The organism is Streptomyces sp. NPDC006385 (genome assembly GCF_040612485.1).
Classification (GTDB): Bacteria; Actinomycetota; Actinomycetes; order Streptomycetales; family Streptomycetaceae; genus Streptomyces.
The window spans coordinates 19,530-45,195 of the sequence record NZ_JBEXQG010000061.1 but is presented as its reverse complement, the minus strand read 5'-3'; the positions used below and the strand labels follow the sequence as shown (position 1 = coordinate 45,195).

Here is a 25,666-nt window from a genome sequence, read left to right as displayed (position 1 = left end):
CGGCCTCGATACCCGAGGACCTGACCGTGACTGCGATACACGAAGTGGCCATCGCGGCCTTGAGTGCCACAATCGTCGGCATCGTCATCGCCGTGGCGCTCACGGCACGATCACGCCGGACGCTCTCTCGCAGTCACGCCCAGGCCCGAGCGAGCGCTGCGGCCGAGGAACAGCGGAAGATCGAGGCGCTGCAGCATCTCGTAAACGTGCGGCTGCCCAGCCAGGCTCTGCATCTGCGCAGCGCTCACTACCCCGTTCCCGGTCTGGGGGACACCAGCCTGTCCGGCACCGAGTTCGCGGCCCTCCTCGACTCGGTCCAGGAGTTGTTCGCGAAGGTGGTTCTCGAAGAGCGGCACCGTGTGGATGCGGCGGCCCGCGCTGCACTACGCGGCGCCTTCATGGAGATCCAGGCCAAGTCGTACCAGCTTCAGACCGATCTCGACACTCTGCAGCAGACCTGCGAGGACGAAGAGACCCTCAAGAACTACTTCCGTCTCGACCACCTCAACGAGCAGTTGGCGCGCCTGGTCCAGAAGGGAGCGATCGTCGCCGGCTCCTGGCCCGGCCTCGTCCGCTCGGACACCCATCTTCCCGACCTCGTCACCGGGGCGACCTCCCGCCTGCACGGCTTCGAGCGCATCCACCTCCACTCCAAGCTGCGCACCGACACCGTCGGCGTTGTCGGACGCGCTGCGGAGCCCATCGCGGTGGCTTGCACGGAGCTGCTGGCGAACGCCTTGGAGTCGTCACGGGCGGACCTCTCGGTGGAGGTCACCCTCCTGCAGACCGACAACGGCGCGGTGTGCATCCAGATCGACGACGCCGGCAAGGGCATGACTACCGAGGAAGCCAGTCGCGCGGCACAACTGCTCGCCGGCAGGCAGCAGGTTCTGCTGACCGAGCTCGGTGATCCTCCCGCCCTCGGCTTCGCGGCCATCGGCCAGCTGGTCGCCGACCACGGATTCCAGGTCACCGTCGATCAGGCGTCCCCCTACTCGGGGGTCCGCGCGATCATCACCATCCCCCCGGCTCTGGTTACCTCGATCGACCCTCACACGGCCCCCCTCTCCGCCATGTCCCCTCTGCCGGCCCCTGCCCCCCGCGCACCACGCAGAGCGATCACCTCCGACGACCCCGGGGCCGCCAGCCCGGACAGCGGGGTTTTGCCCCAGCGGCACCGCCGCGGCCGCAGGGTGCCCGGTTTGGAGGAGCGCGCCGTACCCGGAGGTCGTCCCCCCGAGCCGGAGCAGGCCCGCAACACCTGGGACGCGTTCGAACAGGGGATAGCCGCCGGACGAGCCGGAACCCCTTCTGACATCCGAAACGAGGACCGAACATGAGCAGCTCCACCCTCGCCGCGCAGATCGCCGATCCGTCCTGGGTCCTGGACCCGATCACCACGATCAGCGGTGTGCACATCGCACTGATCATCTCCTCTGACGGAATCGTCGTAGGGGTGTCCGAAGGCACCACCAGGGGCACGGCCAAGAGGGACATGGACGACCGTGCCAAGAGGGATATGGTCGACCGGGTCTCCGCGGCGATCTCGTCCCTCCACGGAGCGAGCCGTGCCGCGGCGGTGGAGGCCCTCGGCGCTCACGAGAAGACGCCCATCTCGACCATCACCGTGCAGCTGGACGTCGACCCCACGTCGCAGGACGGCGTGAGCGCCGGCACCCTCATGGTCATGCCCGTGGGCGGAGGGACGAACGCCTACCTGGCCGCCGCGTTCGGCCCGGCGACGCCGATGGGCATCATCGCGCAGACCATGGCCACGCGGGCGAGGAAGCTCGGTGAGAAGGTCATGAGCGTGTCGTCGCGGAACGACGGCCCGGCCTCATGAGCCAAGGCCAGGGACGCAGGCTCGTCCCGAGCTACCTGGCGCCCGGAGGCAGCAGCGCATCCACCCGCAACTCACTGCAGGCGCTCACCGTGCTTATCGCTACCGGCCTGCCGGCCAAGCCCCACCACACCCCGGCACAGCAGCGGCTGCTCGACCTGACCGCCAAGGGGTCGCTGACCGTCGCAGAATCCGCTGGCTATCTGCGACTGCCGATGGGGGTCTGCAAGATGCTCGCCTCCCAGCTCGTCGACGACGGCTACCTGATGGCACGAACGCCTCTCTCCGGGATTCCCGACGGCATTCGGACACCCGGGGCCGGGCGGCCCCCCAAGTCTCTCCTGGAAAGGGTCCGCGATGGTCTCCTCACCGCCCTCTAGCAGCCCGCCGTCACCGGTGTACCTGCCCGACGGGGATTTCGACCTGGTGAAGATCCTCATCGTCGGGCCGTTCGGGATCGGTAAGACCACGGCCATCGAGACGGTGTCCGAGATCCGCAGCCTGCACACGGAAGAGCCGATGACACAGGCCGCGGCGTCGGTCGACGACCTGGTCGTCGACGGCAAGAACACCACCACGGTCGCCCTCGACTTCGGCCGCCTCACGCTGCCCGGCGCCCGCATCGTCCTGTACCTGTTCGGGACGCCGGGGCAGGAGCGGTTCCGGGTCATCTGGGAGGACATCGCCCAGGGAGCCCTCGGCGCCCTGGTCCTCGTCGACACCCGCCGACTGGGCGCCTCCTTCGAGGTGATGGACCTCGTCGAGGAGGCCGGACTGGACTACGTCGTCGCGCTGAACCAGTTCCCCGACACCCCCGAGCACGAACTCGACCTCGTGCGCAAAAGGCTCGACCTGGAAGAGCACACCCCCCTGGTCACCTGCGACGCGCGGGACCGCACGTCGGTACTGAACGCGCTCAGAACACTGGCCGACCACCTCGTATCCCGCGCCGGAGCCGATCTGTCATGACGTCCGCCCCCCCGTTCTCCGCCGTGCCGCTCTACACCGCCGAGCACGCCGCCGTCCCCCAGCGCAGCTTCGCCCGCCTGCGAGAGCAGGGCCCCGTAGGACTCGCCGAGATCGACGCCGGCGTCCTCGTCTGGGTGATCACCGACTACCGGGCCGCCCTGGACCTCTTCCACGACCGGACCGGCCTGTGGACCAAGGACACCCGCGGATGGATGCAGCACGTCCCGGCCGACAGTCCGGTCATGCCGATGCTCCAGTGGCGCCCCAGCCTGTTCTTCGCGGACGGGCAGGAACACGCACACCTGCGCCGGGTCATCACCGACAGCTTCGCGCTCCTCGACCCCCGGCACGTGCGGGACACGACGCTGCGGCACGCCGACACGCTCCTGGCCGAGTTCTCCCACGCCGGCCGCGCCGACCTCGTCAACCAGTACGCCCGGCGGCTCCCCTTGATGGTGCTCAACTCCCTCTTCGGGATGCCCGACGCTGCCGCGGCCCAGCTCATCGGCGCGGTCGAAGCGATGACGAGTACAGATCTCACCCGCAAGGCCCAAGGCGAGCAGTCCCTCGGCGCCTACCTCGGCACGCTCTACCAGACGAAGGCCGCCCAGCGAGGCAACGACCTCACCTCGTGGTTCATCGACCACCCCAACGGCCTATCCCCGGAAGAAGTGACCAACCAGGTCCTGATCACCCAGGGCGCCGCCTGGGAAACGCTGGCCGGTCTCATCGCCAACACCGCCGCCCGCATACTCTCCGACGACCGCTACCGCGGCACCCTCACGACCGGCAGCCTGCCCATCCGGCACGCCATCGACGACGTCCTGTGGAACGACCCGCCCCTGGCCATGTACAGCCTCCACCGGCCGAACCGTTCCGTGCACTTCCACGGACGTGACATCGAGCAGGGCCAACCGGTCTTCGTCTCCTACGCCGCGATCAACACCTGCCCCTACACCGGACAGACCAGTGAGGGATTCCGCTCCGACCGCAAGGCGCACCTGGCGTTCGCCGCCGGCCCGCACGAGTGCCCCGCGCAGTCCATCGCCCTCGTCGTCGCGATCGCGGCGATCGAGCGGCTCACCGCCACCCTGCCGGACATCGAACTCGCCGCACCGGCCGAGCAGCTGGCGCACCGGCCCGACCCCATCTACCGCGTCCTGACGGCACTTCCCTGCCGCTTCACCCCGCTCACACCGGCACCGAGCACCCCGCCTCGCCCGGCTAGCACCGAGCCGCGACGGCCCGCCGCCGGGCGGCTGCCGGCCTCCGTCCGGCCGCGCTGAACCTCGCCTTTCCCGCACCACGCAGCAAGGAGTGCTGCCGCGCCACGGGTAAGCCCGGCCCGGCGACGCCGACCCGCCCCCTCACAGCCGCCCATCTCGGTCCGCTCTGAAGAAGAAGGAGGCCCCCATGACGGTCCTCGACCAGACGGGGAAACGCCGACCGGTGACATCCGCCACCGCCCTGCCGGATCTGCCCGCCGTACGGGACGAAGTCGACGCGATCCTCGTCGACTTCCTCGCCAAGAGGGCCCAGGCCGCGCCTGGGCCGGAGATGACTCCGCTGTTCACGACGCTGAGCAGTCTCCTGGACGGCGGCAAGCGCCTGCGGGCACACCTGTGCGTCACAGGCTGGTACGCCGGTGAGGGGCGCGGCGACCGGGACCGGATTCTGCGTATGGCCGCGTCCCTGGAACTCTTCCATGCCTTCGCTCTGATCCACGACGATGTGATGGACCGCAGCGACCTGCGCCGCGGCCGCCCCACGGCGCACCACGCGCTCGCCACGGCGTACGTCGCCGACGGGCACCCGCCCCGCCGGGCCACGGCTCACGGCCTGGCCGCCGGCCTCCTGCTCGGCGACCTCGTCCTGACGCTGTCGGACGACCTCATCCGCACCGGCCCTGGCGCGGAGGCGACGTGGCAGATCCAGCCCCTGCTGGAGACCATGCGCAGCCAGCTCGTGTACGGCCAGTACCTCGACCTGATGGCGACCGGCCGCCCCTGCGACGACATCGAGGCCGCGCTGCGGATCGTGCGCTACAAGACCGCCTCCTACACCGTGGAATGGCCGCTGCGCATCGGCGCGGCTCTCGCCGGCGCCGGACCCGATGTGCACAGCGCCTGCAGCGAGTTCGCCATCCCGCTGGGGGAGGCCTTCCAACTGCGCGACGACCTCCTCGGCGTCTTCGGCGATCCGGCCAAGACCGGCAAGCCGGTCGGTGACGACATACGGGAGGGCAAGGCCACCGTGCTGATGGCGCTCGCCCTGCAATCGGCCTCCGCCGCCGACAAACGGCTGCTGCGCACGGCGGTCGGCAACCCGGACCTGTCGGACGAGGACTTCGGGCGCGTACGTGACGTCATCGAGCACTCCGGAGCTCGCCGGCAGGTCGAGACGATGATCACGGCCCGGCGCCATGCGGCCCTGACCGTACTCGACCGGGCCCCGTTTCCCTTCCCCGCCGCCGAGGCTCTGAGGGAGATCGCCGGCATAGCCACGGTGCGGCAGTCGTGACCGGCACCCGGGCAAGCACCGCTGCCATACCGCAGGCGCTTCGGCGGTTCGACTCCCAGGCCGTCCGCCTGATGGCGGACATCGACGCCGACCCGTGGGGCAGCGTCCGCGCATCGGTATACGAGACGGCGCGCGTCATCTCCCTGGCACCGGAGCTCGACGGGCACGGAACCCGGCTCGAATGGCTGCTGAACCAGCAGCTGCCGGACGGCACCTGGGGCGAAGGCCCGGCGCGGTACCGGCTGCTTCCGACGCTCAGCGCCGTCGAAGCCCTGCTCGCCACCATCGTCCGCGACGAGACCCCTGCCGTCCCGACCCGAGGCCGGCTCGCATCGGCCGCGGCCGACGGCCTCGCCGCGCTGCGCGCCCTGCCGGCCGACGGGCCGTGGCCGGACACCGCAGCCATCGAAGTCCTCGTCCCCAGCCTCATCGCCCGCATCAACAACCTCCTGGACCGGCCCGTGATCGGCACGCTGCCCCACCTCGGGCCGCTCTCGCGCGGGGCGCGCCTGAGCGTGCCGCCCGGATTCCGGCCCGATCGGCACGAGGAGATCGCGCAGCGGTGCCGCGCCGGTGTCCCGGGCAAGCTCCACCACACCTTCGAGGGCGTCGCCCGGCATCTGCCCGGCGACGCGGTGCCCGTGCCGGACGGCCTGCTCGGCAGCTCGCCCGCGGCCACGGCCGCATGGCTCGCCTCCCAGCCGGACCGTGCGCAGGGAGAGCAGGCGAGGGCGGCCCTGTCGGCCGCGGCCCGCCGATACGGCGGGCTCCTGCCGGAGGCCGCACCGGTCCGTGCCTTCGAGCGGCTGTGGGTCGCCGCCGCCCTCGCCCGCCCCGGCCTGCCGCCCGCGTGCCGCGCCGCGGCCGGGGCCTGGGCACACGACATCTACGACCCGGCCGGGGTCCGCGGCGCCCCGGGGCTGCTGCCCGACGCCGACGACACCTCGATGGCCGTGCTGGTGGCCGCCGTCACCGGCACAGCCTGTGACCCGGCCCCGCTCGCCGCGTTCTGGGCCGACACCCACTACCGGTGCTACATCGGCGAGGACACCGGATCCGTCACGGCGAACGCCCACGCCCTCCAGGCCTTGACAGCCCACCTCCGTCTGCGGCCGGCCGTAAGCCCGGTCCACCACCCGCGCATGGATCTGGTGCGCGACTGGCTGGTGGATCAGCAGACCGACGGCGCCTGGACGGACAAATGGCACGCCTCCCCGTACTACGCCACCGAGCGGTGCGTACGAGCACTCCTCGGCCACCCCGGACCGGGCACCCGCCAAGCCATCCAGAGGGCTGTCGACCGGGTCCTGGCCAGCCAGCACGACGACGGAACCTGGGGTATCTGGGGCGGCACAGCGGAGGAGACCGCGTACGCGGTGCAGATCCTCCTCGCCGATCCCGCCGCCGCCATCCGTCCCGGGTGGCGCACAGCGCTCCAGCGCGCCGAGCACGCCCTCGACGCCTGGGACACCCGGCGCGAGCCGCCGGCGCTGTGGCACGACAAGACGCTCTACGCCCCCACCTCGATGATCCAGGCCGAGATCCTTGCCGCCCGCCAGCTGCTGACCCGGCACGGCCCCGGACGGCACACGCAAGGAGTGGCCTCGTGACAGCCGACCACCGACTCGCGCCGATCGCCCCAGGCCGGCGCCCGCTCATCGGACACGCCCTGCCGCTCCTGCGTGACCGGCTGGCCTTCCTCCAGCAACTGCGCACCCACGGCCCCATCGTGCGGATCACGCTCGGCCCGAAGTCCGTGACCGTGGTCAACTCGCCCGAGTTGATCCACCAGATGCTCACCGCCCAGTCCGGCCACTTCACCAAGGGCCTGCTCTTCGAGAAGCTCAAGCTCTTCGGCAAGGACGCCCTGCCGGTGGCCGACGGGCCCCGGCACCTCACGCGCCGCCGGCTGATGCAGCCCGCCTTCCACCGCGAGCGAGTCACCGGCTACGTCCGGACCATGCGCGACACCGCCGCCTCGGCCATCGGCACCTGGAGCGAGGGCGACGAGCTCGACCTGAAGACCGAGATGCAGCTGATGGCCCAGAACATCGTCATGACCGCCGCGTTCTCCGCCGCCCCCGCGCCTCACGCCGCCCGCGCGATCCTCACGAGCGTGGACACCCTCTTCAAGGCGGCCCTCCGGCGCGCCCTCGTGCCGCTGCCCCTGCTCGACCGGCTGCCCACCCGCCACAACCGGCGGCTCGCCCGCGCCAGCAGCATCCTGCACCAGGCGGTGGCCGCCATCATCACCGACCACCGCACACGGCCCGACGACTACGACGACGTCGTCTCGATGCTTCTGGACGCCCGGGACGAGACCGGCGCCCCGCTCCCGGACGACGAGATCCTGTCCGAAGTCACCGGCCTGCTCGCCGCTGGCTCCGAGACGACGGCCGTCGTCATGGCCTGGCTCTTCCACGAGATCGGCCGCCACCCCGAGCTCGAGGCACGACTCCACACCGAGGTCGATACCGTCCTGGCCGGACAGGAACTCACTGCCGACCACCTGCCGCGGCTGACGTTCACCCGCGCTCTCGTCCAGGAGACCCTCCGCCTGTACAGCCCCGGCTGGCTGGTGACCCGGCAGGCCACCGCCGCGGTCCGGCTCGGCGACTTCACCCTGCCCGCCGGCACCGATGTCGTCTGGAGCCCCTACACCCTGCACCGCGACCCCGGCCTGTACCCCGATCCGTTGCGGTTCGACCCCGACCGCTGGCTGCCGGACCGGCCGCAGCCGCCGAAGAACGCCTTCATCCCGTTCGGCGCCGGCAAGCGCCAGTGCCTCGGCGACGCGTTCGCCTGGACCGAGATGACGATCATCACGGCCCTCATCGCCTCCCGCTGGCGGCTGCGACCGGCCCCCGGGATCCGGCCCGTGCCGGTCGGCGCGATCACGGTCCACCCGTCCGTCCTGCGGATGAGAACTGAAGCCCGCCAGAGCGGCACCGCCCGGGAGGCGGCGTGAACAGCGGCCCCGGCATCGCGCCCGTCCCCCTCACCATGCCGGATCTCGGTGCCGCCTTCCCCGGCCCGTTCCCGACCAGCCCGCACGCTGTCACCGCGGACAGGCACCTCCGGCGCTGGGCCGCCGAACGGAACCTCCCCGTGCCGGCCGACGAGCTCCGTACCCTGTGTGGCATCACCAGCCAGGGCATCGTCCGCGCGCTGCCCACCGCCGATCTCGACAGCTTGCTGCTCGCGGCCGAGCTCTTCCTGTGGCTCGTGGCCTTCGACGACACCCACGGCGAGACGACCGCTGCGGCCGACCCCGCCGCCCTGGCCAACCACATCGACGATCTGACCGGCGTCCTGGCCGACAACACCCCCACGGCACCGCCAGGCCCGTTCACGACAGCGCTGCGCGACCTCCTCGACCGCATCCGGGGCAGGGCCACGCCCAGCCAGTACCTCACCCTCACCGGACACCTGCACGGAAACCTCCTCGGGCTCCTCTGGGAGGCCCAGCACCTGAACGACCCCAGCCGCGTCCCGCTGCACACCTACGGCACGATGCGGCCCCTCACCGTCTTCGCCCGCACCCTCACCGCCATCGCACCGATCGCCCTCTCCTACGAACTGCCCGAGCGGCACGGCGCTGCGGACCTGGTGGACCGGTCGGAGTCCGCAGTCGCGCGTCTGGCCGGGTGGGTCAACGACCTCGCCTCCTACTCGCGGGAGGCGAGCCGGAGCCCCGTGCCGCCGTTGAGCCTGCCGACACTGCTGATGCGCGAGCGCCACCTCCAGCTCTCCGAGGCGTTCATGACCGCTGCCCGGATGTGCGAAGAGCAGGCCTTGCTCGCCCGCGCTCTCATCGACGAGCTGTCCGCCACCGGTTCCTTGCCGCTCACGCATCACGCCCAGGCCCTGAAGCACACCGTCCACGCGTTCATCTGGCACATCGACCACGACCGGTACACCACCCCGTGACCTGAGCCGGGGTACTCACCTCACCACCGAAAGCACCTCCCATGCCTGTGAAGATCCGCACCGCACAAGAACTCACCCAGCTCACCCCGGCCGAGAAGCGGGCCGCCGCACACCTGGTCGCCGGAGCATCGAACGCCGACGGCGCCCAAGCCCTGGGCATCAGCACCACGACGTTCACCGGCCACATCGTCGCCATCGGCAAGAAGTACGGCATCACCAGCCGCCGCGGCCGGCCCGCCCGCGCCCACGCCGTACTGGCCAGCGGACAGGTACCTCCACCGCCGGCCCCCGAGCACATCCCCGACTTCAGCGAGCAGGACCTGCGGCTGCTGCGCGCGCTCGCCGAGCACCCGGAGACCCACGACATCGCCCGAGCGGTCGAGATCGCCCCAGCCGATGTCCGCCCGATGATCGCCGACCTCGTCGACAAGGCCGGGGCCGCCAACGACACGCACCTGGTCGGCCTCGGCCACGCCTGGGGACTCCTTAACGCCAGCCCCGCGCGAAGCGAGTTCATCGAGACGAACACCAAGCCGCGGCACCCCGCGTCGTCTACACGCTGCGCACCGACAACCCTGGTGAAGCAGTTGGCAAGTTCCTCACCCTGATCGGCCTCCGCCGATCTGTGCGCTCCGCCGGCCGCACCCCTGACAACACCACCGGGCGCCGCCCAATCACCGGCATCACCGACAACGCCCCCACCCCACCCCACCCCGGACAACGACCTCATTACCTCCATCTACGAACGAGCCCTTTAGATCTGATGCACCCCGAACACCACCGCACCTCTGCTACGTTCCCGACCGTGAACGACCGCGTATACAAGGGCAACGCGGGCAAGGACGCACTCGACGACCAGGGGTGGCTCCTCGGCCATTTCAAGACCCCCGGCGACCTCCGGCACAGCACGGATGTCGAGATCAAGTGGGGAGTCCACCGGCGCGGTGACCAGCGCACCGCCTGGGTCACCGGCGAGGAACGCGAAAGCCTCCTCGTCCTCGTCAGCGGCAAGTTCCGCGTCCAGCTCCGCGAGGAAGACGGCGGCGACGCCTTGCTTGAGGAACCGGGCGATTACGTCGTCTGGGGACGCGGCGTCGACCACTCGTGGATCGCAGAGGAAGAGTCGGTCGTCCTGACCGTGCGGTGGCCCTCCATCCCCGGCTACAAGGCCCCAGACAGGAGCACCCCATGACCGTTTTGGACACCCGCCCCACTACGTCGGTTGACTTCCTCTCGCTGGAGATCACCTCCAGCTGCCAGTTGACCTGCCCTGGTCAGTGCTACGCCGAGGCCGGCCCGACCAAGGGCCACGGCAGCATGACCACCGACGACTGGCACCGGCTCATCGACGAGGCCGCCGCCCTCGGCACGAGCACCGTGCAGTTCATCGGCGGCGAGCCCACCCTGCACCCCGGCTTCACCGAGCTCGTCGAGCACGCACTGCGCGTCGGCCTGCACGTCCGGGTCCACTCCAACCTCTACAAGGTCCGCGCCGAGCACTGGGCGCTCTTCGAGGACCCGCGGGTGAGCGTCGCCACCTCGTACTACAGCGACGTCGCTGCCGAGCACGACGCCGTCACTGGTCGAAACGGGTCCCACGCCGCGACGCACGCCGCCATCATCGAAGCCGTAGAGCGGAAGGTGAAGCTGCGGGTCGCCATCGTCGATCACGGGGACGGCCAGCGGGCGCAGCAGGCCCGCGCCGAGATGGAAGCCCTCGGGGTCACCGCCTCCGTCGACCCGGTCCGCCCGGTCGGCCGCGCCGCCGGCGGGCTGCTCCCGTCCACGTCGTCGCTGTGCGGACGGTGCGCCAACGGCAAGGCCGCCGTGCTCCCTGACGGCCGGGTGGCGCCTTGCGAGATCGGCCGCTTCCTGGCGACGGCGGGCACCGTGCGCGAGAGGCCGCTCGCGTCGATCCTGGCCAGCCCCGAGTGGGCGCAGGCCCGCGCGAGCGTCCCGGCCCGGATGTCGGCGGACCCCTGCGGGCCGGACTGCGGGCCTTCGGACGACAGCTCGTCCGGGGGCGGCTCCTGCGGGCCGATGGGCTGAGGCCGGCCGAGGTAGAGGAGAAGCGGACATGGACTGGGAGACACATGCCCAGCGGCTGGGCGAGAAGGTAGCCCGGCCCGGATCCCCCTGGGAGGCCGCCGTCGCCCGTACACCTCGGCACCTGTTCGTGCCCCGGTGGTACGAGCGGGACCAGGCGGCTGGCGGCCGGGTAGTGCGCGACGGCGCGGCCGACCCCGACGCGTGGCTCGCCGCTGCGTACAGCGACACCACGCTGGTGACGCGGGTCGGGGCTCTGCACGCCGATCACGCCGAACCGGGCACCGTCGTCACCGCCGGGGTGTCGACGTCGTCCTCGACGGAGCCGGGCCTGGTCCTGGGGATGTACCGGCACGCGGACATCACCGACGGGTGTCGCACGCTGGTGACCACTGGCACCGGCTACGGCACCGCCCTGGCCTGCCACCGCCTCGGCGCCGACCGGGTGACGAGCGTCGACGTCGACCCCTACCTCGTGGAGGCCGCCACCGACCGGCTCGCCTCCATCGGGCTCCGCCCCAAGACCGCGGTCTGCGACCTCACGCAGGGGCCGCTCCCCGGCGAGTTCGACCGGATCGTGTCCACCGTCTCCGTGCCGACCATCCCGGCTGCCTGGCTTCAGGCTCTGCGCCCCTACGGCCGGCTCGTGACCACGATCACCGGAACCGGCCTGATCCTCTACGCCGACAAAACCCCGGACGGCGGCGCCCGCGGCTGGACCTCCTTCGAGCCGGCCTCCTTCATGAGCGCCCGCCAGGGCGAGGACTACGAGGAGACGGTCCCGGCCTCCGTCTGGACGGAGGCGAGGTGCGGCGCCGGCGAGGAGAGCGTCAGCCGCCACCATCTGGTGTTCGTGCCGGAAGCATGGAGCGTCCGCTCCATGCTCCAGCTTCAGGTGCCGGGCATCGAACACCGCCACCGCTGGTCCCCGGACGGCAGGCACACGGTCTGGATGGCCCATCCCGACGGCTCATGGGTCCGCGCCCACGCTACCGCTCCCCGAGAGGCCCCCACGGTGTACCAGGGAGGCCCGCGCCGTCTGTGGGACCCTCTGGAGGAGATCCTGGACCGCCTCAACTGGGTCGGGGAGCTGCCGGTGTACGGGGCGCAGGTCACCATCACGCCCGACGGTGAGACCACCCTCACCCGCGGCGGCTGGACGGCCACCCTGTAGCCGGCCCACCTTCCTACTGCGCTGGGGCTCGAGAAGAGTCTCCGCATTCTGCATCGGGGGTGGGACAGACCTGCTCACCGAGGTTTCCCACCCTCTGGGTGCTGGCATGCGGTCGGGCGCCACGGTGGAGGAGCCGCCGGATACCAGCCAGGTTCAGGGGCAGGGCGAGCTGTCCAGGGTGGACAGAACCCAGGGCGAAGCGCCGCCGGAGGCGCCCCAGTCGCGTACTGCGAGTTCACCACCTGCATGGCGGAGTGCGGGATCCCCGGTGGCAGAGGGCCGACCGGCGCAGTTCCTGGGAAGGTGGGCTCGTCAGCGAGACGGATCGAAGGTGAGCGTAGGAACGCTGTACGGACCGCACGTGGGGCGCAACATCGGGGGAGAGGTGACTTCCTGTAGAGCCAACTCCTGGATGAACTGGACCTCGGCCCACAGCAGATGGGACACGCTGCCGGCGGCCTCGAGGTCTTTGCGTCCGACCGCGACGTGAAGGTGCGGGGCCAGGGAGTCGGTATCCGGGCTCCAGGCGAGGGTCCCGGCGCCGACGGCCTCCACCGTCTCCAGGACCGTCTCGTCCCACACGGGCGCTTCCGGGTCCTGCAGCGGACCGGCTGTCCCCACCAGGTGCACCCGCCGGAATCCGCCGAGGAACATCGGGATGATCGCCTGCCGGATCCCCTGCTCCGCGCAGAAGCCGGTGAGCTCCTTGACGAAGTCGTCGCCGTCGTCGAAGGCCAGCGCGAAAGAGCGCCCCAGGGTCAGTTCGGTGGCTCGCATCAGCCTCGTCCCTCCGCGGTCGTTCCGGCGGGAGCGAACGTCGCACGGATCGTGTCGTTGTCGGCGCCGCTGCGCAGCAGCACCGTCAGGAGGTGGCGGGCTTTGTACGGGTCGAGGTGGCCTGCGCCGATGAGACCGCGGGAGAGCAGGTCCTTCTCCGATCCGTCGAACCCGTACGCGCGCGTGAGGGTGGTGCCGGCTCCGGTGCGGGAGGCGAGGACGACTGGGATCCGCCGGGCCGCCTTCGCGAGGACGGGAACCCAGGTCTCGGGGACGTGGCCGACTCCGAAGCCGGCGATGACCATGCCGTCGACCTGGTTCAGCAGCACCTCCAGGAGAGCGCCGTCGTCGCCGAGGGTGGCGGAGTACAGGGCGACGCGAGCTGGCCTGTCGAGGGTCGCGGCGAGGGGGCGGGGCTTGTGCGCGGGGACGGCGAGCAGGCGGAGGGCGCCTTCCGCGACGACGCCGAGGGCCCCGGTGTCGGGGGCGGTGAATGCGCTGGTGCTGGTGCTGTGCGCCTTGCGGACACGCGCGGGGTCGAAGACCTGGTCGTTGAAGACCACGAGAACGCCCAGGCCGCGGGCGTGGGGGCTGGCCGCGACGGTGACGGCCGCGAGCAGGTTGGCTGGCCCGTCGGCGCCGGCCAGGTGCGGGGCGCGCATGGCTCCGGTGACGACGAGCGGGGCCTGCTCCGCGTACAGCAGGCTCAGCAGGTAGGCGGTCTCCTCCAGGGTGTCGGTTCCCTGGGTTACGACGATGCCGTCGACGGTGCCTTCACCGGCCATCGCCCGGAGCCGGTTGGCGAGGCGGTCAATGTCGTCCAGCGTCAGCGAGGCGCCGGGCTTGCTCGCGAGGGACAGCGTCTGGATGTCGATGTCCGTGCCGTCCAGCTGGGGTACCGCGGCGAGCAGGTCCTCCGCGCTCAGGGTGGGGCGAGCCGCTCCATCACGGTCGGAGGGCATCATGGCGATGGTGCCACCGAGGCCGACCACGACAACGGTGGGGCGGGTGCGGTCCTTCGTCAACGCTGGTTCCTCAGATCACCTTGGGAGCGTAGCGGGTTGAGCCTATCGACCTCCACCGCGGCTGCCTACAGCGCGCCGAGGAAGCGCAGAGTCTGGTCGAGGGCCGTGAGCGTGAGATGACGACTGCGGGGCCGCAGCATGCCGGTGATCCCGCTCTCACCGAGCGCGCGACACCGGGCGACCAGCCATGTCCACTCCAGCTCGAGGTACTCGGCCAGCGCCTGCAGCCGGGCGGCAGGGGTGGGCCCGTCGACGATGCTGTGGGCCTGGGCGTGCGCGATCGCTTCCCGGTAGGGGGCGACATCCTGGACGGCGCTCGTGGTGGCGACACGCCACACGGAGTCCTCGCGTACCCAGTTGGCCAGGATGGCCCGGTCCTGGGCCAGGACGAACCCCTCGGTCTGGGCGTAGGCCGGGTCGCTGGTGATCCACACCGTGATCCGGTGCATCTCCATCATCGCGACGGTGAGGAGCAGCAGGATCCGCTCAGACGGCTCGGTGCTGTCAACGGCCCGCTCCGGGACGCAGAAGGCACGCCCCAGAGGGCTGGCCGCGCCGGCGAAGCGGCTAGCCACGGCCTGGAGGTACTCGTGCTTGTGCCGGAACAGGAGCCAGGGAGCGCACTCTTCGCCGGTGGCTTCCCGGGTCCAGAACACGGGGACGGCAGGCAGTTCGTCGAGACGCCGGGTGATGTACTGCGCGCACAGGCTGGAGCCGAGCCACGCGGCGCCAACCGGTGAGAGCTCCGGCATGTCCGACCTCGGCGGTGCCGAGTCACCGGTCTTGACGTAGTAGCCGAGCTCCTCTGCCCGGTCGGACAGCGGCAGGTCGTCGGCGAGCATGCCGTCGTCCAGGACGTACAGCGCCCGCGCGAGCGAGAAGGTGAGATCGTCCAGCTTGTAGGCGGTAGGGATGCGAGGAACCTGGCCGGTGGTGAGCTGACGGCGGGCGTGCGCGGCGTCCAGCAGATACAGGCCTGTCCCGCCCGCGGCGCCGAGGGAGGCGAGGACCACCCCACGGCGCGACGATCGGACGTAGGACTGCAGGTGCGGCAGGTCGGCTTCCTTGAGCTCGACCTGATCGCCGTCGGGCGCGGCCTCGTACAGCTGCAAGCCGATGGCCGTCCCGTGGAAGTGCCGGCCACCGGAGAGCTCCCAGGTCCCGATGACGCCGGTGTTCGGCTCGCCCGGCACGTATCGGGAGGTGTTCCAGGTGTAGTCCAGGGCCCGCGTGGCGGCGGTGAGGGTGCTCGGGTCAAGCGGGCTGGGCCGCACGATCTCCCGGTGGGGTACGGGCCGGGCCAGCTCGGCAGCGCTCTTGCCGAAGTACCACTCCAGGATCACCGCCGTGTCGCCCTTGGTGACGTGGGCGCCGGAGAGCCACCGCTGGTAGCTGGAACGCGATACGCGGACTTGGGCGAGCTTCGGGAGGCCTAAGCCCTGTGCTGCCTCGCTCGCCATGCGTCCCCACAGAACCTGAAACCGGGCCCACGTCGTGCAGTTCAACCCGGGGGTGGTCTCCAGGAGATGCTGCAGCAGGGTACGTGGTTGCGGCTGCGGCATCCCGGACTCCTTGACGGCCACGGAGTTGTTGAGGTGGGTCATGATGCCTCCGTGCCCGACGTCGCGATCGGGCGGCTCTGGGCAGCGGTGAGCTGTGTCCAGGCCAAGGCGACGAGGTGTGCGTTGCTTCTGGCTCCGGCCGCCTGCCGAAGCTGCGCGAGGTGGTCCTCCTGGGAGTCGCGCAGGTGCATCGGCACGCTGGCCGGGTGGGAGAGCTCTGCGACGGCTCGGATGAGGGCCAGGTCGTCGGAGGTGAACTCGGGCGCGGCCATGGCGGTCTGCGGCGGTGGGAGATGTCCGCCGGCCAGGAGGGCGGCAGCTCGGCCGGCCGGGGTGGTTCCGCCGGCCCGGTAGCCGATCCCCTTCAGGTGATCGCGCACGGTCGTCACGGACACCTGCAGTTCGGCGGCGATTTCCTGATTGGTATTCCCGGCGAGCAGGAGCCGGCCGGTGCGCAGCTGCGTCGGTGTGAGCGGCCGGGGGTTCAAAGGGAGCGCTGCTGTGTCCGGCGCCGGGGCCAGGCGCCTCGCCGGTGAGACGGGGCGGTTCACCGGGCGGAGCACGGGGAGGGAGGGGGCGGTCTCGGCAGCGATCAGGGCCTCGCGCAGCCGGGTCGCGGAGGTGGTGTTGGCCCCCGGGGTGACGACCCAGTGGACGTCCTTGCCTCCCGTGACCTCGCGCGGCGGTATGCCGATGACGGTGCCCCGGCGCAGGACCCGGACCCCGGGCGCCCAGCGGCCCGGCTCGGCTTCCCCGAGCGGCAGGAGAGCCCACCAAACGCGGGTGACGTCGTTGGCCAGGACCGGCCCCGAGCCGCTGCCGAGGCGCCGGAGGGCGGGCGCGGCGATGTCGGCCGGCATGCGGACGGCGTCGAAGTACCTCCCGCACGGGACCGGGACGGTCCGGGACCGAGGAAGCCACGACCACTCCGGGTCGCCCTCGTCGGCCCACGTCCAGACGCCGTCGGCCGAGTCCGCCGGAACACGATCCGTACCGCGAGCGGACTGCGTCGGTGACGCCATGGTCATGGGGACCTGCCTTTCTTCATGGGTGTCGATCAAGTACAGGGGCCCGCGTGGGAAGGTGACGCTTCCTCTCCGCGGAACGATCGGCAGGGCTGCTCGGGATCTGGCGCGCCCCGCGGTGGGAAGGGGCTTCACGGCCCAGGCGGTCCGGAAGGTTGGAGGACGATCCCCGCCCGCCGGTTGAGCCGGAACATGTTCCGCACATGCCAGCCGTCGTTGCCGAGGGACGAGATCTCCTCCTCGGTCATTGCGCACTCGTACGGAGGGAGCTGCCCGTCGTGCTGATCGGCGACGTCCGTGAGGATGTAGAGCCGACCTCGCGGGGCCAGCCACCGCTGCACGTTCGGCAGCAGCCGGGATCGGTCGAAGAACGAGAAGGAGAGCCGACAGGAAACGATGTCGACGCTGCCCGGAAGTAGCAGGCCGGACGTCGCGTTGTTGTCGATGTCCCACAGCTCGTAGCGGGCGCGGCTCACTGCAGCGCAGGCCTGCTCCAGGGCGACCTGGGAGAAGTCCAAGCCGATCGTGTCCAGGCCCCAGGCCGCGAGCTGTCGTGTCCACTTCCCGGTGCCGCAGCCAAGATCGACCGCACGCATACCGCGGACCAGGGACAACCTGCTGTGGGCGGCCCGGCGTTCACCGTCGCCGATGAGCCGGGGTGCCACACGTCCGGAGGCATAGAGGTCATTCCAGTCCTCGGCCGTCAAGGACGGTACGGCCGTCCTGGTCATGCTGATCTCCTGAGTGTGCTGGGGGAGCGCGGCGTACGGGCCGGATACAGCGATCGCGCAGACTGCACCGAGAAGGACGTCGTTCCCCGGGACTGCCCGCTCGCGGAAGTAGGGGCTTGTGGCCTTCCGTCATCGGGAGTGTGGTTGGTGCCGCCAGGTGCCGCCGCGGCATTGGTCGCCGCGTGAGGCGACTGCTCTTCGGTAGCGAGGGGGTCCGAGGCCGGTGTGATCGTTGCAGCGGGTGTGGCGGCGGCATCGCCAGCGGTGATCACGACGACCAGCACCAGGCCGCCGATGACAGCGCCGACCCATAAGAGGGACAGGAGCGGCTCACTGTCCGTGGCAAGGCGCCGCCGAGCCCGAGACCGGCGCTCGTACACCCACGCGACGATGCCGACGGGCAGACGGAGTGTGGCGAGGTAGACGCCCGTGTGGAGGGCGTTCCGCAGCCACCGCACCATCTTCACTGGCGGTCGGACGAGGACGGCAGACCCGGCCGCTGCCCGGCACGGCACGAGAACTCCCGCCGACAGCCGGCGTGCGGGGACGGTGTCGTACGGCGCGTACGCCGGGGGGTTCAGGGCCTTCACGGGACGGCCACCTCCGCCGAGTCCTGCTCCGCTGCGGTGGGCGCGGCCGCCAGCACCAGGAGCGCCGCGGTGTGCGAGAAGGCCTGCGGGAAGTTCCCGAGCTGCTGCTCGGCGTGCGGGTCCCACTCCTCGGAGAGGAGTCCGACGTCGTTGCGGGCATGGAGCAGCGCGTGGGTGAGAATCTCAGCCTCGTCGGTCCGCCCGATGCGCCGGAGGCAGACGGTCTGCCAGCCCAGCCCGATCAGGAAGGTGCCCTCGTGGCCGGTCAGGCCGTCGACGCCCGGCCCGTCGTCGCTGGTGCGGTAGCGCAGCAGGTAGCCGCCCTTGATGGACAGATCCCGCTGGACCGCTTCGATGGTGCCGATGGCCCGCTTGTCGTCGGCGGGCAGGAAACCGGAGAGCAGGGCGTGCAGGACGGCGGCGTCCAGCTCGGTGGAGCCGTAGTACTGGGTGAAGGTGTTGCGCTGCGGGTCGTAGCCCTTCTCGCAGACATCCCGGTGGATCTCGTCGCGCAGCGCGCGCCAGTGCTCCAGCGGCCCGTCCATGTGGCCGGCCTCGGTGAACCGGACGGCCCGGTCGAGGGCTGCCCAGGCCATGACCTTGGAGTGGACGAAGTGACGGCGCGGTCCGCGGATCTCCCAGATCCCCTCGTCCGGCTCCCGCCACAGCTTCGCCACGCACCGGACGAGCCCGGTGATGAGCGGTGCCACCGCCGGCGCCAGGTCCGGATAGTGCTGCTGCGCCTTGTACAGGGCGCAGACGACTTCGCCGAACACGTCGAGTTGGAGCTGCCCCGCCGCGCCGTTGCCGATCCGTACCGGACGGGAACCGGCGTGGCCGGGCAGCCAGTCGAGTTCCTCCTCGGCCAGGTCCCGCTCGCCACCGACTCCGTACATGATCTGCAGGTTGTCGAAGTCGTCGCCGATGACGGTGGTGAGCCAGCCGATCCAGTCCTGCACCTCCTGCCGGTAGCCGAACTCGGCAAGGACTTCGGCGGCGAACGCGGAGTCGCGCAGCCAGCAGTACACGTAGGACCAGTTGCGGGTGCCGCCGATCTCCTCGGGCAGCGAGACGCTGGGGGCGGCCACCATGGCGCCGGTCGGCTCGTAGGTGAGCGCCTTGAGCACGATCAGCGAACGGATGACCTCGTCGCGGCGGGCGCCGGTGTGGGTGCAGCGCGAGGCCCAGGTGGTCCAGAAGTCCGCGGTCTGCCGCAGCAGGGCGGCGGGCGCGGGCAGCGGCGGGGTGGCCTGGTCCGGCTGCCACGACAGAGTGAAGGCCACCTGCTCGCCCTCGGACACGGCGAACTCGGAGTGCAGGTCATCGCCGCGCGCGCCGAGGTGGACGTCCGCGTCGAGCCACAGCCTGCCCTCGTCCAGGCTGGCGCTCACCCGGCGCCCGCCGAAGACGAGTTGCGGCGTCGTGCGTCCGTAGCCCGTCCGCGCCCGCAGAACGGAGCGCATGGCGACGCGGCCGCTGACGCCTTGGACGATGCGGACCAGCTGCGCCGCGTCGCCGGTGGTGGGCATGAAGTCGAGCAGCTTGACGGTGCCGGCCTCGGTGGTCCAGACGGACTCGAGGATGAGGGTGTCTTCGAGGTAGCGCCGCCGGTCCGCCGCGGGCGCAGCGCCGTCCGGGCCGACGGGGCCGATGCGCCACAGTCCATGCTCCTCGGTCCCCAGGATGCTGGTGAAGTGCGCCTTGGAGTCGAAGCGCGGCAGGCCCATCCACGAGATGCTGCCGTCCCGGTCGACCAGCGCGCCGGTGCGCATGTTGCCGAGGTAGGCATGGTCCTCGATCCGGCCCGCACGCCGTCTCGGCAGGGGGGTCTCGGCGGGCTTGCGGGGGGCGGGGATGAGGCTCACGCGGCCACCGCCTTGGCGGGCATGGCGCGGTGCGGGGCGACGACCTGCCCGTCGGGGAGGAGCTCACCGGTGTCCTCGAAGAGCAGGACGCCGTTGCACAGCAGGCTCCAGCCCTGCTCAGGGCGGTGCGCGGTCAGGCGCGCGGCCTCGCGGTCGGCGGCCTCGGCGCCGGGGCAGCGCGGCTCGTGGATACACATGACAGTTCCTTGGGTTACGGGGCGGTGATGATGGCGGCGTAGGCGTGGGAGTAGTCACCCGGGGGCAAGCGGTGGCTCTTCTCCGCCGAGGGGCCCATGCCGGGCGGAAGTTTCTGGTCCCGGCGCCACAGGCCGGTCGGCAGGACGCCGGGCGAGAGGATGGTCCATGGACCGAGCAGCGACTGGATCTGCTGCAGCGTCCTCGGCCGGTAGAGGATGCCGACCTCCGCGTAGTGCCCGACGAGCGCCACCATCGTCTCGGGCGCCACGTCAGTGGTCGCGTGGGTCACCGAGATGGCGCTGCCGGCCGGGAGCTGCTCGCGCAGCGCGTGCATCATCTCGGCAGCGTCAGCGTCGTCCATCCACGGCAGGAGGTCGTGTGCGAGGGCGGCGATGGGTTGGTCGAAGTCGAGGACCCGGCAGGCGTCCGAGGCGAGCAGCGCGGTTACGTCACGGGCGTCGGCGTGCAGGTGCCGGGTGCCGGGCTCTTCGGCCAGGCTGACGTTGGCGTGACCCGCTACGCGGGGGTCGTTGTCCACATAGACGACCCGAGGATTGTCATGGAACACCCGCGCGACGTCATAGGTGTGGGCCGGCCAAGGGAATCTGCTCTCCCGGGACTGCCGCGTGGACGGCAGGCCGTACGAGGGCAGGCCGCACCCCAGCTCGATGAACTGGCCGATCCGCAGCTCGTGTGCCAGCACGGCCACGGCCCGGGGCCGGAACTCACCGCTGATCTGCACCATGGCCCGCAATGGCGGGGCAACGGCCAGGAGCCGCTGGGCGAACTCCCGGTCGACCTCGTAGTTGTCGGTCCCGCCCATGAGGTAGTCGGTGACCCGGGCGACGGCGGGGTGTTGAGTCCAATCGTCGCTGTCGTACGGGCCGGCGGGCCCCCCGGGCAGCGGACGGCACAGCCTCAGGTTCAGGGAACCGGCCTCGTGGTCGAGGTCATGCGGAGGCATCGGGCATCTCCTGTACATACGGGAAGCTGGAGAGGAAGTCGTTGATCGCCGTCTCGCTGTAGCCGCAGAACCGGCCGCGCGCCCGGTCGCCCACTTGCGGGGGTTCGGCGCCCCAGACGACGTTGTGGCACACCGCGCGATCGCGGGACCAGCGGATCCGTGTCCGGGGAGCCCGGCCGACGTCTGATGCGTAGCCAGACCTGCAGGGTGGTGCTCCAGGTCGTCGCCGGGTCCCGGTCGGTGCAGCATCGCGGTCATGACGTGCGGCCTCTAGCCGAGGCAAGGAAGGCGCAGGCGCGGGGTGTCATGCCCGCAGCCCCCATGCCGGGAAGCGTGCGCTCGGGCTGCCGGATCTCGGGGCCGTCGCTGTCGTGGTGAGGCGAGGGACGGACACGCCGGGCGAGGGCCTCCTCGTCGAGGACGAGCAGCCGGGTCATGGGATGCTCAGCGGGCGCGGCGCCGAGCAGGACCGCAAGCAGTCGGGCGACGGTCACGAAGCGGCCCTCCGCTCCATGGCCTCAGCGGCGCGCACGAGCCCCTCGTACGTTTCCTCGCGGCTCCAAGCAGCCTCTACGGCCTCCCGCAGCCCAGCGCTGACGACCTGGGCAACCCGGGAGCCGGTCTCGTAGGTGGGGAAGAGACCGATGCTGACCACCATGCGGTGTCCGTGCAGGGATACCTCGGTGACCGAGCCGACCGTGTGCACGAACAAGAGCCGGCTCAGCGGCAGGATACGGACAACCAGGTCGCCGCCGCGGGGATCCTCCGCACTCACGAGGCTGGCCAGATGCCGCAACTGAGCGGCCACGGCCGCCGCCTGGCTGCCGCCATTTGTCAGCAGCCTCTCATCCAGCAGCACCGTCCGCTGCTGCTTCGCGGCCCAGGGGACCTGGTGCACCCACGACGGCATCCCGAGCACGGGCTCATCGGGGACGACACAGACATCGGGATTCAGCATGAGGTTCTGGTACGCCGGGGTGCGCAACCCGGCGGGCACCACTTCGCAGAACTGAACGACCTTGCTCGCTTGCCGCATCACGGCGATGTAGCGGGCCGCCGCCTCGTCGTCGGCCACGTCGGCCCAGTGGTCGTGCGGGGCCCGGGAGGCGAGGCCCTGCGGCGCACATTGGCCACGGCCGTAGCTTTGAAGGGGCATGTGCCGCACCAGGAACTCGGTCTGCTTCCTCGCCACGCCGTATCGCTGCAGCAGCGTCCGCAGCGCGTCCCGCGGTATGGGCGACTCTGCCCGCTCCCACCGGCTGACGGCCGACGTGGACACCCGTGCGGCAGCGGCAACCTCCTTGAGCAGGACGCCGTTCGCCTCTCGTAGGCATCGCAGGTATAGGCCCGTCACGATCCGGGCAGGAGCCTGCGGCACCTCAAGGGGCGGCGACGGAACGGCATGGAGCATGGCAGTTCGGCCCTTCGCGGGGGTCGGTCGGACAGGTCAGGACAAGTCGCGCGGCTCGGAGCAGTCGGACGGGTTGGGTCCCTGCCACGGCTCTGTCGTGGGCTCACGGGCCGGAACAGGCGGAGACGGGCGTCGTGCTTTCGGGCCGAGAACGACGAGCACACCCATGGCGGTCACAATGAGGCCGGTGAGGATCAGCCCAGATCCTGTCATCAAGGCCGCGGCCCCGATCCGGCGTAGATCAGGACGGCCATCGCGACGACGAACACGGTGATGCGGATCGTGGCGCGGCTGGGCAGTCGCAGGCCTGCGAATCGCCCGGACAACCCTCTGGCGAGGTCGTCGCCCTTCGCGGCCGCTCCGGTGTGCCGCGGGGCCTCGAGGAGTTCGCGCGTGGCCTCGGCGAGCTGGCGCAGGTACACCCGGGAGGGCACATACCCGTGCGGGATCTCCGTACCGCTGATCTTCTGTGCGCGCTCGAGCAGTGCCGCGTGCGAGGGCGGCAAGCCGGCCCCCAACTGCATGACGTGTCCACGCAGCCGGAACACCAGGTCCGCTACATCCTGGTCGGTTTCCGGCAGGGGTGAGTCCTCGCCGAGCACCAGCGCGACGGTCTCGGCGGCCGCAGCGGCACCATCGCGGCCGGCCGCGACCTTGGTGCGGCTCCCGCCTCTGTGTCGCGCCCGGGCGGGCGAGACGGTGGCCACCGAGGCAGAGCGGGCGGACGGCCACACAGTCATCACAGAACTCCTCGGTCGAGTAGAAAAGGCCGAAAACAGGTGCCGGAGTGATCCACACACCCTCGAACAGGCGGGCTGCGGAGCTACGTTGAGCGAACCGTGAAACACCGGCAGCGGATATCCCCAGGCGACGGGGAAGGCTGCCAAAGCTGCCAAAGATCGTTCCGGAACTGAGGGGCACCCCATGGCCCGTACACGCAATGAGGCTCTGGCCGAGAGGATCGCGGAGACAGGCTGGTCGCAGCAGCAGACCGCAGCGGCCTTCGTCCGTGTGGCCGCCCAATGCGGCGCAACCGAGCTCACGGCGGTCGGGCGCTCGCACGTCTCCATGTGGCTGCAGGGGTCCCGCCCGAGCGGGCAGGCGCCCCATATCCTCTGCGAGACGCTGTCGCGCAAGCTCGGCCGCCGCATCACCCTGGCCGACATCGGGCTGCCGCCCGCGCCAGAGGGAGGGCCGGACGCCGGCTCCGACTGGAGCGTCGATGCCCTGACCGTGCTGGCCGAGCTGGGAATGGACGACCTCGACATGCACCGACGCCAGGTACTGGCAAGCGCCGCCTACTCCGTGACCGGGCTCGCCCTGCCCGCCTCCTCCTGGTGGACCGAGGCCGTCAAGACGGCCCGGGCCCGGCCCGCGGCCTCGCCCCGCACCATCACCACGGCCGACATCGACGACGTCCGCCAGACCACCGCCTTCTTCTCGGCCCGTGACCAACAGCGCGGAGGCGCCGCAGGCCGCACCGCGCTCGCCGCCCACCTGAAGTTCGAGGCCGCGCCGCTGCTGACCAGCCGCTTCCCCACCGAGCAGATCCGCCAGGACACCTACTCGGCCATCGCGGAGATGACCTACCTGGCCGGCTGGATGGCCTTCGACGCCTCCGAGCACCGCACCGCCCAGCGCTACCTCACCCTCGCCGTACGGCTCGCCGCCGAAGCCGGTGACGGACCGCTCAGCGGCCACATCCTGCGCGCGATGGCCCACCAGGCAGTCGACCTCGGACATCCCCGCCAGGCCCTCGACCTGGCCGCAGCCTCCATGGAACCCCATCGCTACGGTCAGGCCAGCCCGCGGGAGAAGGCACTCCTGGCCATCGTTCACGCCCGGGCCCTGGCCGCCACCGGCGACCGGCCCGGCACACTCAAGGCCATCAGCCGCGCCGAGAAAGACCTCGGGCAGGCCGGTGCTGACGACGTGCTGAACAGGGTCGCCTTCTTCGGCGAGGCGTCCCTGGCCCACGAGACCGCCTGCGCCCTGCGGGACCTGGGCAGCCCCCGCGATGCGGAGTGGCACTTCCGGCACAGCGTGGCCACCCGGCGGCACCAGCTCTACACGCGCACGCACAGCGTGACCCTCGGCTACCTCGGAGCCGTCCAGGTCCGCCAGGGGCACCTGGACGAAGCATGCGACACCTGGAGCCGGGCGCTCGACGTCATGGTCGGCGTCCACTCCGGACGCGCCCGCGACGTCATCGTGCGCATGCAGCGCGATCTGTCTCCGTTCCGCCGCCGCGGCGGGCACCACGTGGCCGAACTTGACCAACGGGCCCGGGAGATGCTGCGCAGCATAGGCTGACCATGCGACCAGACCGCAGCCCCGCCGCCGTAGGGACGCAACGCCGCCGGCGCCGAGGGAGGAGAAGGGACAGCAGTGGACACGTTCGAGGTCACACCGATCGCCACCGTAGTCGGAGGCCACACCAAGGTCCTGGATGACTACCAGGGCGGCGTCGAATCGGTCATCAGGCTCCATGACCTCTACCCGCTGGAAACCCTGCAGGGAATCGAGGAGTTCTCCCATGTGACGGTGGTGTGGCGCTTCCACCTGGCCCGGCCTGAGGACGTCCATCTTCACGCGCGCAGCCCCCGCAACGACCCGCGCTGGCCGGCCACCGGTACCTTCGTCCACCGCAATCACCGTCGGCCCAACCAGCTCGCCGTCAGCTACCCGAGGCTGCTGGGGGTGGACGGCCGGGACCTGCTCGTCACCGACCTCGACGCAGTCGATGGCACTCCCGTGCTGGACATCGCCCCCTACTTCGTGCAGATGGGACCGCGCGGGACGGTACGCCAACCCGCGTGGCCCGGTGAGATGCTCGAAGCCCACTACTGGTCGCCCGCCGACGAACGCCCCTGACGCCATCGCCACCTCACGCCGCGGGCCATAGAGGACGGTGCGCGGCCTTACGGGTCGCTTGGCTCCCGAACGGGCAGTGCCGTGGAGCATGACCAACTCCTCATTGAGTAGGACGTGGAGCCCCGTCAAGGGCACAGGACGGGCGATGCATCAGCGAGCCGCCCA

The 25,666-nt window shown here is 71.0% G+C and carries 27 protein-coding genes and 1 pseudogene; 15 read left to right on the top strand and 13 right to left on the bottom strand.

The features are described 5' to 3' along the window. Positions 1–26: 26 nt before the first annotated feature. From ABZ078_RS33700 to ABZ078_RS33640, 13 genes are all read left to right on the top strand, one after another. On the top strand, positions 27–1,340 hold the full coding sequence (locus ABZ078_RS33700; RefSeq protein ID WP_356581631.1) for an ATP-binding protein: 1,314 nt from the start codon (positions 27–29) through the stop codon (positions 1,338–1,340). Beyond that, entirely contained in the window at positions 1,337–1,843 is a 507-nt protein-coding gene (locus ABZ078_RS33695) for a hypothetical protein (protein ID WP_189905168.1), read from the top strand. The genes ABZ078_RS33700 and ABZ078_RS33695 overlap by 4 nt, the downstream gene beginning before the upstream one ends. Continuing rightward, positions 1,840–2,220: a DUF742 domain-containing protein gene (locus ABZ078_RS33690; protein ID WP_189905166.1), complete on the top strand. Its 381-nt coding sequence runs from the start codon at positions 1,840–1,842 to the stop codon at positions 2,218–2,220. Before ABZ078_RS33695 ends, ABZ078_RS33690 begins: the two co-directional genes overlap by 4 nt. Continuing rightward, entirely contained in the window at positions 2,198–2,809 is a 612-nt protein-coding gene (locus ABZ078_RS33685; protein WP_030379291.1) for an ATP/GTP-binding protein, read from the top strand. The genes ABZ078_RS33690 and ABZ078_RS33685 overlap by 23 nt, the downstream gene beginning before the upstream one ends. Beyond that, positions 2,806–4,095: a cytochrome P450 gene (locus ABZ078_RS33680; protein ID WP_189905164.1), complete on the top strand. Its 1,290-nt coding sequence runs from the start codon at positions 2,806–2,808 to the stop codon at positions 4,093–4,095. Before ABZ078_RS33685 ends, ABZ078_RS33680 begins: the two co-directional genes overlap by 4 nt. Positions 4,096–4,222: 127 nt before the next feature. Beyond that, positions 4,223–5,329, top strand: a complete 1,107-nt coding sequence (locus ABZ078_RS33675) for a polyprenyl synthetase family protein (protein ID WP_189905162.1) — start codon at positions 4,223–4,225, stop codon at positions 5,327–5,329. Further along, on the top strand, positions 5,326–6,939 hold the full coding sequence (locus tag ABZ078_RS33670; protein ID WP_189905160.1) for a prenyltransferase: 1,614 nt from the start codon (positions 5,326–5,328) through the stop codon (positions 6,937–6,939). Before ABZ078_RS33675 ends, ABZ078_RS33670 begins: the two co-directional genes overlap by 4 nt. After that, positions 6,936–8,297, top strand: coding sequence for a cytochrome P450 (locus tag ABZ078_RS33665; RefSeq protein WP_189905158.1), 1,362 nt, complete (start codon positions 6,936–6,938; stop codon positions 8,295–8,297). Before ABZ078_RS33670 ends, ABZ078_RS33665 begins: the two co-directional genes overlap by 4 nt. Then, the gene (locus ABZ078_RS33660; RefSeq protein WP_189905156.1) at positions 8,294–9,259 is read left to right on the top strand and encodes a hypothetical protein; all 966 of its coding nucleotides are present in this window, start codon (positions 8,294–8,296) and stop codon (positions 9,257–9,259) included. Before ABZ078_RS33665 ends, ABZ078_RS33660 begins: the two co-directional genes overlap by 4 nt. A gap of 41 nt (positions 9,260–9,300) precedes the next feature. Next, positions 9,301–9,867 (top strand): DNA-binding protein, encoded by a 567-nt coding sequence (locus tag ABZ078_RS33655; protein ID WP_189905154.1) that lies wholly within the window; start codon positions 9,301–9,303, stop codon positions 9,865–9,867. A 197-nt stretch (positions 9,868–10,064) separates the two neighbouring features. Beyond that, the gene (locus ABZ078_RS33650; protein WP_189905152.1) at positions 10,065–10,451 is read left to right on the top strand and encodes a signal peptidase I; all 387 of its coding nucleotides are present in this window, start codon (positions 10,065–10,067) and stop codon (positions 10,449–10,451) included. Next, positions 10,448–11,308 carry a radical SAM protein gene (locus ABZ078_RS33645; RefSeq protein ID WP_189905150.1) on the top strand — a complete coding sequence of 287 codons (861 nt, stop codon included), beginning with the start codon at positions 10,448–10,450 and terminating at the stop codon, positions 11,306–11,308. The genes ABZ078_RS33650 and ABZ078_RS33645 overlap by 4 nt, the downstream gene beginning before the upstream one ends. A gap of 28 nt (positions 11,309–11,336) precedes the next feature. Next, positions 11,337–12,479: a methyltransferase domain-containing protein gene (locus tag ABZ078_RS33640; protein WP_189905147.1), complete on the top strand. Its 1,143-nt coding sequence runs from the start codon at positions 11,337–11,339 to the stop codon at positions 12,477–12,479. A gap of 312 nt (positions 12,480–12,791) precedes the next feature. On the opposite strand, the gene ABZ078_RS33635 is transcribed toward ABZ078_RS33640, so the two are convergent. The 13 genes and pseudogenes from ABZ078_RS33635 to ABZ078_RS33575 all read right to left on the bottom strand — a co-directional run bounded on the left by ABZ078_RS33635 (position 12,792) and on the right by ABZ078_RS33575 (position 23,367). Continuing rightward, the gene (locus tag ABZ078_RS33635) at positions 12,792–13,256 is read right to left on the bottom strand and encodes a PPC domain-containing DNA-binding protein (protein WP_189905145.1); all 465 of its coding nucleotides are present in this window, start codon (positions 13,254–13,256) and stop codon (positions 12,792–12,794) included. After that, the gene (locus ABZ078_RS33630; protein WP_189905143.1) at positions 13,256–14,281 is read right to left on the bottom strand and encodes an asparaginase; all 1,026 of its coding nucleotides are present in this window, start codon (positions 14,279–14,281) and stop codon (positions 13,256–13,258) included. The genes ABZ078_RS33635 and ABZ078_RS33630 overlap by 1 nt, the downstream gene beginning before the upstream one ends. A gap of 65 nt (positions 14,282–14,346) precedes the next feature. Then, positions 14,347–15,885 carry a transcriptional regulator, XRE family protein gene (locus tag ABZ078_RS33625; RefSeq protein ID WP_189905141.1) on the bottom strand — a complete coding sequence of 513 codons (1,539 nt, stop codon included), beginning with the start codon at positions 15,883–15,885 and terminating at the stop codon, positions 14,347–14,349. Next, positions 15,882–16,871 (bottom strand): LuxR C-terminal-related transcriptional regulator, encoded by a 990-nt coding sequence (locus tag ABZ078_RS33620; protein ID WP_356581625.1) that lies wholly within the window; start codon positions 16,869–16,871, stop codon positions 15,882–15,884. Before ABZ078_RS33620 ends, ABZ078_RS33625 begins: the two co-directional genes overlap by 4 nt. Positions 16,872–16,999: 128 nt before the next feature. Next, entirely contained in the window at positions 17,000–17,599 is a 600-nt protein-coding gene (locus ABZ078_RS33615; protein ID WP_189905137.1) for a class I SAM-dependent methyltransferase, read from the bottom strand. A 586-nt stretch (positions 17,600–18,185) separates the two neighbouring features. Beyond that, complete coding sequence (locus ABZ078_RS33610; protein WP_356581642.1) at positions 18,186–20,012, bottom strand: glycoside hydrolase family 15 protein; 1,827 nt, start codon at positions 20,010–20,012, stop codon at positions 18,186–18,188. Between the two features lie 38 nt (positions 20,013–20,050). After that, complete coding sequence (locus ABZ078_RS33605; RefSeq protein ID WP_189905135.1) at positions 20,051–20,251, bottom strand: DUF5999 family protein; 201 nt, start codon at positions 20,249–20,251, stop codon at positions 20,051–20,053. Positions 20,252–20,265: 14 nt separating this feature from the next. Next, positions 20,266–21,216: an SAM-dependent methyltransferase gene (locus ABZ078_RS33600; protein ID WP_189905134.1), complete on the bottom strand. Its 951-nt coding sequence runs from the start codon at positions 21,214–21,216 to the stop codon at positions 20,266–20,268. After that, entirely contained in the window at positions 21,203–21,499 is a 297-nt protein-coding gene (locus tag ABZ078_RS33595) for a DUF6302 family protein (RefSeq protein ID WP_356581622.1), read from the bottom strand. Before ABZ078_RS33595 ends, ABZ078_RS33600 begins: the two co-directional genes overlap by 14 nt. Beyond that, a complete protein-coding gene (locus ABZ078_RS33590; protein ID WP_189905130.1) occupies positions 21,471–21,710 on the bottom strand; it encodes a hypothetical protein in 240 nt (79 codons plus the stop codon). Before ABZ078_RS33590 ends, ABZ078_RS33595 begins: the two co-directional genes overlap by 29 nt. Further along, positions 21,707–22,291, bottom strand: coding sequence for a Scr1 family TA system antitoxin-like transcriptional regulator (locus ABZ078_RS33585; RefSeq protein ID WP_356581640.1), 585 nt, complete (start codon positions 22,289–22,291; stop codon positions 21,707–21,709). The genes ABZ078_RS33590 and ABZ078_RS33585 overlap by 4 nt, the downstream gene beginning before the upstream one ends. Positions 22,292–22,399: 108 nt before the next feature. Next, positions 22,400–22,627: pseudogene (locus tag ABZ078_RS33580) on the bottom strand (helix-turn-helix transcriptional regulator); the annotation flags it as partial. A 212-nt stretch (positions 22,628–22,839) separates the two neighbouring features. Next, positions 22,840–23,367: a DUF6415 family natural product biosynthesis protein gene (locus tag ABZ078_RS33575; protein WP_356581620.1), complete on the bottom strand. Its 528-nt coding sequence runs from the start codon at positions 23,365–23,367 to the stop codon at positions 22,840–22,842. Positions 23,368–23,551: 184 nt separating this feature from the next. Here ABZ078_RS33575 and ABZ078_RS33570 point away from each other — a divergent pair, with 184 nt between their 5' ends. Both ABZ078_RS33570 and ABZ078_RS33565 read left to right on the top strand, forming a co-directional pair. Beyond that, entirely contained in the window at positions 23,552–24,940 is a 1,389-nt protein-coding gene (locus ABZ078_RS33570; protein WP_189905126.1) for a Tat pathway signal protein, read from the top strand. A gap of 75 nt (positions 24,941–25,015) precedes the next feature. Then, positions 25,016–25,501, top strand: coding sequence for an SAM-dependent methyltransferase (locus ABZ078_RS33565; RefSeq protein ID WP_189905124.1), 486 nt, complete (start codon positions 25,016–25,018; stop codon positions 25,499–25,501). The last annotated feature ends 165 nt before the right edge of the window (positions 25,502–25,666 follow it).